Below are 8,639 nucleotides of genomic sequence, written 5' to 3' on the forward strand. Positions count from 1 at the left end.
CCTCAAACGCCGGCGGGGCTGATTTTGGCCCGCGTCGGCCCGCACCTGCACGCCGAGGGACTGGAAAATCCAGCCCCGCCGGCGTTTGAGGCGCGGGTCCGGGTCGGCCCGGGGAACGGGGGAAGGGCGGGTAGGGGACCAGCCCCGCGCAGCGGCACAGCCGCAGCGTCCCCCGGACCCGGAGCTGGCCAAGGCCTGGCCCGGGCCCGGGCCCGGACCTGGCTCGGCCCCCGGACCTGGCCCGGACCCCGGACCTGGCCTGGGCCCGGACCTGACCTGACCTGGGCCCGGGCTTAGGCTCTGGCCCCGGCCAAGGGAACGGCACAGGCGGGGCGGCCGCACGGGCCCCGGCTCCGGGGGCGGAGTCCGGCGCAGTGGGGCGGAGCCGGGGAGGTCCCCCGGGGCCGAGCCGTGCGTCAAGAGTTAGGACGCCACGGCCGTCGCCGGGATGCCGATGCGGTCCAGCGCGTCCTCCGCGCCGTACGCCTGGAGGTACGGCATCCAGCAGGGATCCCGGTGCCCCGTCCCGATGATCCGCCAGGCCAGCCCGGACGGCGGAGCCGGCTGGTGCCGCAGGCGCCAGCCGAGGTCGACGAGGTGCCGGTCGGCCTTGACGTGGTTGCAGCGGCGGCACGCGGCGACGACGTTGTCCCAGGCGTGCTGCCCGCCCCGGCTGCGCGGGATGACGTGGTCGACGCTGGTGGCGACGGCCCCGCAGTACATGCAGCGGCCGCCGTCCCGGGCGAACAGCGCGCGGCGGGTGAGTGGAACGGGCCCCCGGTAGGGGACCCGCACGAAGCGCTTGAGCCGAACCACGCTGGGAGCGGGGACGGCCCTTGTCGCGCTGTGCAGAAAGGCGCCGGATTCTTCCAGGGAGATCGCTTTGTTCTCCAGGACGAGGACGAGCGCGCGACGGAGCGGTACGACGCCGAGGGGCTCGTACGACGCGTTGAGGACCAGGACGTGCGGCACGGACTGCCTCCTTGTACGCCGGCGGCGCGTGGCTCGCGCCGGGACGATCTGCTTTCCAGTCTCCCCTTACGGCTGGTCGAAGCGCCACCACGCGCCCGTAACGGGTCCGAGGTGTTTTCGACCACACCCGCTTCATCCCCGCGTGAGTCTGGTCTCTCCCTCGAACACGGCAACAAGCTAGGTCGAGTGCCCCGTTAGGGTGGATGGTCTGCCCGCACCCACCCTTCCGCGGGCAGGACGCTACATCTGGAGGTTCCCGCCGTGCCCTGGCCTGCCGCCCTGCTCCCGCTCGCAGCCGACACCCCGGACGCGTCCGAAACGATCAGAGAAACGCACGAGAGCGTGACCAACGCGGCCAGTTTCATCGAGGAGAACTGGGCCGGATGGCTGTACCTGGGCCTGCGGATCCTGCTCATCGTGGTGATCGCCTTCGCGCTGCGTTCCGTGGTCCGCAAGTCGCTGACCAAGCTGATAACGCGGATGAACCGCGGTGCGGAGGCCGTCGAGGGCACGGCCCTGGGCGGGCTGCTGGTGAACGCCGAGCGGCGCCGCCAGCGCTCCGAGGCGATCGGTTCGGTGCTGCGTTCGGTGGCCTCGTTCCTGATCCTCGGCACGGCCGGCCTGATGGTGCTCGGCGCGCTCGACATCAACCTGGGCCCGCTGCTCGCGAGCGCCGGTGTGGCCGGTGTGGCGATCGGTTTCGGTGCCCGGAACCTGGTCACGGACTTCCTCTCCGGCGTCTTCATGATCCTCGAGGACCAGTACGGCGTGGGCGACAAGATCGACGCGGGCGTGGCCTCGGGCGAGGTCGTCGAGGTGGGCCTGCGCGTCACGAAGCTGCGCGGCGAGAACGGTGAGATCTGGTACGTCCGCAACGGCGAGATCAAGCGGATCGGCAACCTCAGCCAGGGCTGGGCGACGGCGGGCGTGGCCGTGCAGGTCAAGCCGACCGAGAGCCTGTCGCGCATCCGCGAGGTGGTGCAGGGCATCGCCGACACCATCGCCAAGGAGTCCCCGTGGGACGAGCGGCTGTGGGGTCCGGTGGAGGTGCTGGGCCTGGACGAGGTGCTGCTGGCCTCGATGACGGTGAAGGTGTCGGCGAAGACGATGCCGGGCCAGCAGTTCGCCGTGGAGCGCGAACTGCGCTGGCGGATCAAGGAGGCCTTCGACCTCGCGGGCATCGGGATCATCGGCGGCGTCGCGGCGGCCGAAGCGGCGGAGGACGCGCCGGATCCGGCGGCCGCCGTCTCCCCGCCTTCGGCGCTGGCGAACCCGGCCTCCCCGCAGTCCCTGGCGACCGTGCCGATCCCGCCGCCGGCCGCCGCCGGCCCGGGCTCGGGTGGTCCGGGCGCCGGCCCGCGCATCAGCAAGTAGCACCTCCGTACCGCCCGCACTCACCGGCGCCCGTCCGCACCGGCTCGCAGCCCGTCGCAGGCGCCCCACGAGTGCACCGCCGCCCCCGCAGGTCCGCCTGCGGGGGCGGTGGCATGTGTGGCGGCCGGATGACGGTATGGGCGTCGCCATTGACACGACTCACACAGCGATAGGAAACTTACCTAACAGTTCACCTCGGTGAGGGAGAAAACACCACATGCCCGCCGCCACCCCCGGTACGCCCAGCCTGTTGCGCGCCCTCAACGACCGGGCCGCGCTCGAGCTCCTGCTGACGCACGGTCCTCTGTCCCGGACCAGGATCGGGCACCTCACCGGGCTCTCCAAGCCCACCGCCTCGCAGTTGCTGGCCCGCCTGGAGGCCGCGGGGCTGGTCGTCGCCACCGGCACCGCCACCGGCCGCCCCGGTCCCAACGCGCAGCTCTACGCGGTCAACGCGCAGGCCGCGCACGTCGCCGGACTCGACGTCACCCCGGGCCGCGTCCTCGCCTCCGTCGCCGACCTCACCGGCGAGGTGATCGGCAGCCACGAACTCCCGTACGCGGAGGGCACCGGGCCGGTCGCGCAGGTCACCCGCGCCCTCGGCGAGGCCGTCAAGGACGCCGGGCTGCACCTCGGCGACATCCACCGGGTGGTCATCGCGACCCCCGGTTCCTTCGACCCCCGCACAGGGGTGCTGCGGTACGCCGACCACCTCGCGGGCTGGCAGTCCCCCACGCTCCTCGAGGAGCTGGCGGCCGCCCTGCCGATGCCGGTCGAGTACGAGAACGACGTGAACCTCGCCGCCGTGGCCGAGCAGACCCTCGGCGCCGCCCGCGGTCACGAGGACTTCGTCCTGCTCTGGAACGAGGAGGGCCTCGGCGCGGCCCTGGTGCTCGGCGGCCGGCTGCACCGCGGCTGGACCGGCGGCGCCGGGGAGATCGGCTTCCTGCCGGTGGCCGGCCACCCGCTGGTCCGCCAGGTCACCCGGGTCAACTCCGGCGGCTACCAGGAGCTGGCCGGCGTACAGGTGCTGCCCGGGATGGCCGCCCGCCTCGGCATCCAGGCGCCGCCGCCGGACGCCGCCGCCGGATCGGCCCTCGGGTCCGTGCACGGCGCCGAGTCCGGGGCGATGGTCGAAGCGGCGACCGCGCTGCTGGCCCAGGCCGCCGCCGAGCCCGAGGGCGCCAACCTGGAGCTCCTGCGGGAGTACGCCACCGCGCTCGCCACCGGTCTCGCCTCGCTGGTCGCCGTCCTGGACCCGGAGATCGTGGTCCTGTCCGGCGCGCTGACCATCGCGGGCGGGGAACCGCTGCGCGAACTCCTCGAAGCCGAGCTCGCCGACCTCGCCCCGTCCCGGCCCCTGCTGGTCACCGGTGAGGTGCGGGAACGGCCCGTGCTGCGCGGGGCGCTGGAGCGCGCCCTCGCCGCCACCCGCGACGAGGTCTTCGACACCTCGCGCCGCTGAACCGCGACATCCCCGACGACCGCACCTTCCGCACCTCCCACCTCCGCACCTCCCACCTCCGCACCTCCCACCTCCGCACCTTCCGCACCTCCCACCTCCGCACCTCCCACCTCCGCACCTTCCGCACCGGCCGCACCCCCCGCCCGCGCGCAGCCCCGTAACGCGCGAAGCCCCGTACGCCCCACCCGCAACACCCCTCAGGAAGTCCCCCCGCGCAGAGAGTGACTCCGTCATGCCCAGAACCCGCCGCCTGACCGCCGCAGCCCTTGCCGTCGCCTCGATATCCGTACTCGCCACCGCGTGTACGGGCTCGTCGTCCAACACCGCCTCGGACGACCCGAACAAGGAAGTCACCCTCAACTTCTGGCACGGCTGGTCCGCCCCCAGCGAGGTCAAGGCCATCGAGGAGAACATCGCGCGGTTCCAGAAGGCGCACCCGAACATCAAGGTCAACGTCACGGGCAACATGACGGACGACAAGGTCAACCAGGCGCTGCGGGCGGGCGGGGACAAGGCCCCCGACGTGGTCGCCTCCTTCACCACCGACAGCGTCGGCAAGTTCTGCAACACGGGCGCCTTCGCGGACCTGAACCCCTTCCTGAAGAAGTCCGGGGTCGACAAGACGAAGGTCTTCCCCAAGACCCTGATGGAGTACACCCAGTTCAACGGCAACCAGTGCACGCTGCCGCTGCTGAACGACGCGTACGGCCTCGTCTACAACAAGACCGCCTTCACCGCCGCCGGGATCAGCGAACCGCCCAAGACCTGGAGCCAGTTCGTCGAGGTCGCGCAGAAGCTCACGATCGCCAAGGACGATTCGTACGAGCAGCTCGGCATCATGCCCACCTTCCACGGCTACGAGACCGCCCCCCAGCGCCTGGCCGCCCTGTGGAACCCGACGTACTTCGGCGCCGACGGCAAGTCCAACCTGGCCAAGGACCCCGCCTTCGCGAAGATGCTGACGGCGCAGAAGGACCTGGTCGGCAAGCTCGGCGGCTACGAGAAGCTGGAGAAGTTCCGCACCACGTTCGGCGACGAGTGGAGCGCCGAGCACCCCTTCCACCAGGGCCTGGTGGCCATGCAGATCGACGGCGAGTGGCGGGCGGCGATGGCGAAGGAGGCCGGGGTCAAGTTCGAGATCGGGACCGCTCCGATGCCCGTCCCGGACGACCAGATCGGCGAGTACGGCAAGGGCTACCTGGCCGGCACGATCATGGGCATCTCCTCGAAGAGCACCAAGCAGAACGCCGCCTGGGAGCTCACGAAGTACATGACCACCGACACCGACGCGGTCGTGGACTTCGCCAACGCCATCCACAACGTGCCCTCCACGCTGGCCGCGCTGGACTCCCCCAAGCTGCAGGTGACCCCGGAGTTCAAGACCTTCATCGACATCGCCAAGCACGCGAAGTCGAACACCACCCCGGCGCAGGTCGACGGCGGCACCTACCAGCTGACCTTCACGGACTTCGCGTACGCGGTCGAGAAGGGCGACGTCACGGACATCCCGGCCGGTCTCGCCAAGACCGACCAGCAGATCGACACGGACATCGCGAAGGCGAAGTAGCCTGCGATGACCGCGACCGCGATCCCCCCTTCGCCCGAACTGCGGGCCAGGCGCCGCAAGTCGGCGCTGCGCACGGCGGCGTTCATGTCGCCCTGGCTGATCGGGTTCGGCGTCTTCTTCGCCTACCCGCTCGCCTCCACCGTCTACTTCTCCTTCACCAAGTACGACGGCTTCCGCCCGCCCGTCTTCAACGGGCTGGACAACTGGTCGTACGTCTTCGGCGACTATCCGATGTTCTGGCCGGCCATGCGCAACACCCTGTGGCTGGTCGTGGTGATGGTCGCCTGCCGGGTCGTCTTCGGTCTCGGCGTCGGCCTGCTCATCACCAGGATCAAGCTGGGTACGGGCGTCTTCCGCACCCTGTTCTACCTGCCCTACCTGGCCCCTCCGGTGGCCGCGACCCTGGCCTTCGTCTTCCTGCTCAACCCCGGCACCGGACCGGTGAACACCCTGCTCGACGCGGTCGGACTGCCCGCACCGGCCTGGTTCACGGACGCCGACTGGTCCAAGCCGGCGCTGACCGCACTCGCGGTGTGGGGGGTCGGCGACCTCATGGTCATCTTCATGGCCGCGCTGCTCGACGTACCGCGCGAGCAGTACGAGGCCGCCGAGCTGGACGGGGCCGGGCCCCTGCAGCGGTTCCGCCACATCACCCTGCCGAACATCTCGCCGATCATCCTGTTCGCGGTGGTCACCGGGGTCATCCAGGCGATGCAGTACTACACGCAGCCCCTGGTGGCGGGGAAGGTGGCCTCCGGCGTGATCGCCGGCTCGGGCTCGCAGTTCGAGCCCGGGTACCCCGAGAAGTCCACGCTGACCCTCCCCCAGGTCATCTACAACGCCGGCTTCCAGCGCTTCGACTACGGCACCGCCTGCGTGGTCGCCCTCGTGCTGTTCGCCCTCTCCATGGCCTTCACCGCGCTGCTGATGCGGCGGCGCGGCGGCCTGATCGAGGCAGGTGACTGAGGACCATGAGCCAGACCCTCACCCGCACGGAGCGGACCCGGCGCCCCGCCGAGTCCGGGACGTCGGATTCCGCACGGGCCGCGCGCACCGCGCGCCGCCGGGCCGCCCTGCACTGGGTCGCCGTGCACTCCCTCGGCGTCGCCGCGGCGCTCTTCTTCGTCCTGCCCTTCGTCTTCCTCTTCCTGACCTCCGTGATGAGCGACCAGCAGGCACTGACCCGCGACCTGTGGCCGCACGAGTGGGCCTGGGGCAACTACGCCAAGGTGTGGGACACCCCCGGCTTCCTGATCTGGTGGCGCAACACCCTGCTGTACGCGGGCCTCGGCACCCTGCTCACCGTGGTCTCCTCGGTGCCCGTCGCCTACGCGCTCGCCAAGTTCCGCTTCCGCGGCCGGCGGCTGTCGCTGCTGCTGGTGATCTCCATGATGATGCTGCCGCCTCAGGTGGTCGTCATCCCGATGTACCTGTTCTGGGCCAAGCAGCTGGACCTGTCGGGCACCCTGTGGCCGCTGATCATCCCGATGGCCTTCGGCGACGCCTTCTCCATCTTCCTGCTGCGCCAGTTCCTGCTGACCATCCCCGACGAGTACCTGGACGCCGCGAAGGTCGACGGCTGCGGCGAGTTCCGCACCCTCGTGCGCGTGGTGATTCCGATGGCCAAGCCCGGTATCGCCGCCGTCGCGCTGTTCCAGTTCTTCGCGGCGTGGAACGACTACTTCGGCCCGCAGATCTACGCGTCCGACAACCCGGCGTCCTGGACGCTCAGTTACGGACTGGAGTCCTTCAAGGGCGCCCACCACACCAACTGGAACCTGACCATGGCGGCGACCGTGCTGGTCATGGCACCGGTGATCGTCCTGTTCTTCTTCGCCCAGAAGGCATTCGTCGAGGGCGTCACCCTGACCGGAGTGAAAGGCTAGTAACGATGAAACTCGCAGTGGTGGGCGGCGGTTCCACCTACACGCCCGAGCTGATCGACGGGTTCGCGCGACTGCGCGACACCCTGCCCATCGGCGAGCTGGTGCTGATCGACCCGGCCGCCGACCGGCTGGAGCTGATCGGCGGCCTGGCCCGGCGGATCTTCGCCAAGCAGGGGCACCCGGGCCTGATCACCACCACCTCCGACCTCGACGCGGGCGTCGCCGACGCCGACGCGGTCCTGCTGCAACTGCGCATCGGCGGCCAGGCGGCCCGGCTCCAGGACGAGACCTGGCCGCTGGAGTGCGGCTGCGTCGGCCAGGAGACCACCGGCGCGGGCGGTCTCGCCAAGGCACTGCGCACGGTGCCGGTGGTCCTCGACATCGCCGAGCGGGTCCGGCGCGCCAACCCGGACGCGTGGATCATCGACTTCACCAACCCGGTCGGGATCGTCACCCGCGCGCTGCTCCAGGCCGGGCACAAGGCCGTCGGGCTGTGCAACGTCGCCATCGGCTTCCAGCGCAGGTTCGCGGCGATGCTCGACCTGACGCCGGCCGACATCCACCTCGACCACGTGGGCCTCAACCACCTCACCTGGGAACTGGGGGTGCGCAAGGGCGGCCCGGAGGGCGAGAACCTGCTGCCGCACCTGCTGGCCGCGCACGGCGAGGCCATCGCCGGGGACCTGCGCCTGCCGCGCGCCGTACTGGACCGGCTCGGCGTGGTGCCCTCGTACTACCTGCGCTACTTCTACGCGCACGACGAGGTGGTCCGGGAGCTCGGGACCAAGCCCTCGCGGGCCGCCGAGGTCGCCGCGATGGAGCAGGAACTGCTCGGCCTGTACGGGGACCCGGCGCTCGACGAGAAGCCGGAACTGCTCGCCAAGCGGGGCGGGGCCTTCTACTCGGAGGCCGCCGTGGACCTGGCCGCCGCCCTGCTGGGCGACGGCGGCAGCTCCCTGCAGGTGGTCAACACGCTCAACAACGGGACCCTGCCGTTCCTCCCCGACGACGCCGTCATCGAGGTACAGGCCCGGGTGGACCGCTCCGGACCGGCGCCGCTGACCGTGCCCCGGCTGGACCCGCTCTTCGCGGGGCTCGTCGGACACGTGACGGCGTACGAGGACCTCGCGCTGGACGCGGCCCTGCGCGGCGGCCGCGAGCGCGTCTTCAAGGCCCTGCTGGCGCACCCGCTCGTAGGACAGTTCGACCTCGCCGAGGGGCTGACGGACCGGCTCATCGCGCACAACAAGGAGCACCTGGCATGGGCGTGAGCCGGCCCGTTCCCCCGCCGGCGGCCGCGGCGGTCCTCGCCGTGGACGCGGGCAACAGCAAGACGGACGTGGCGCTGATCGCCGCGGACGGCACGGTCCTCGGA

At 71.1% G+C, this 8,639-nt stretch carries 7 protein-coding genes; 6 read left to right on the plus strand and 1 reads right to left on the minus strand.

The annotated features are described in order from the left end of the window. Positions 1-423: 423 nt before the first annotated feature. Positions 424-972 (minus strand): HNH endonuclease, encoded by a 549-nt coding sequence (locus ACWGDE_RS32430; protein ID WP_453392617.1) that lies wholly within the window; start codon positions 970-972, stop codon positions 424-426. 261 nt (positions 973-1,233) lie between these two features. Between ACWGDE_RS32430 and ACWGDE_RS32435 the strand changes: the two genes are divergently transcribed. The 6 genes from ACWGDE_RS32435 to ACWGDE_RS32460 all read left to right on the plus strand — a co-directional run bounded on the left by ACWGDE_RS32435 (position 1,234) and on the right by ACWGDE_RS32460 (position 8,535). Next, positions 1,234-2,346, plus strand: coding sequence for a mechanosensitive ion channel family protein (locus ACWGDE_RS32435; protein ID WP_453392618.1), 1,113 nt, complete (start codon positions 1,234-1,236; stop codon positions 2,344-2,346). Positions 2,347-2,563: 217 nt separating this feature from the next. After that, positions 2,564-3,811 (plus strand): ROK family transcriptional regulator, encoded by a 1,248-nt coding sequence (locus ACWGDE_RS32440; protein ID WP_453392619.1) that lies wholly within the window; start codon positions 2,564-2,566, stop codon positions 3,809-3,811. Positions 3,812-4,043: 232 nt separating this feature from the next. Continuing rightward, positions 4,044-5,378, plus strand: a complete 1,335-nt coding sequence (locus tag ACWGDE_RS32445; RefSeq protein ID WP_453392620.1) for an ABC transporter substrate-binding protein — start codon at positions 4,044-4,046, stop codon at positions 5,376-5,378. A 6-nt stretch (positions 5,379-5,384) separates the two neighbouring features. Further along, positions 5,385-6,344, plus strand: coding sequence for a carbohydrate ABC transporter permease (locus ACWGDE_RS32450; protein ID WP_453392621.1), 960 nt, complete (start codon positions 5,385-5,387; stop codon positions 6,342-6,344). A 5-nt stretch (positions 6,345-6,349) separates the two neighbouring features. Beyond that, positions 6,350-7,264, plus strand: coding sequence for a carbohydrate ABC transporter permease (locus ACWGDE_RS32455; protein ID WP_453392622.1), 915 nt, complete (start codon positions 6,350-6,352; stop codon positions 7,262-7,264). A gap of 5 nt (positions 7,265-7,269) precedes the next feature. Further along, positions 7,270-8,535: a 6-phospho-beta-glucosidase gene (locus ACWGDE_RS32460; protein ID WP_453392623.1), complete on the plus strand. Its 1,266-nt coding sequence runs from the start codon at positions 7,270-7,272 to the stop codon at positions 8,533-8,535. The last annotated feature ends 104 nt before the right edge of the window (positions 8,536-8,639 follow it).

This window comes from Streptomyces sp. NPDC054956 (assembly GCF_053609185.1).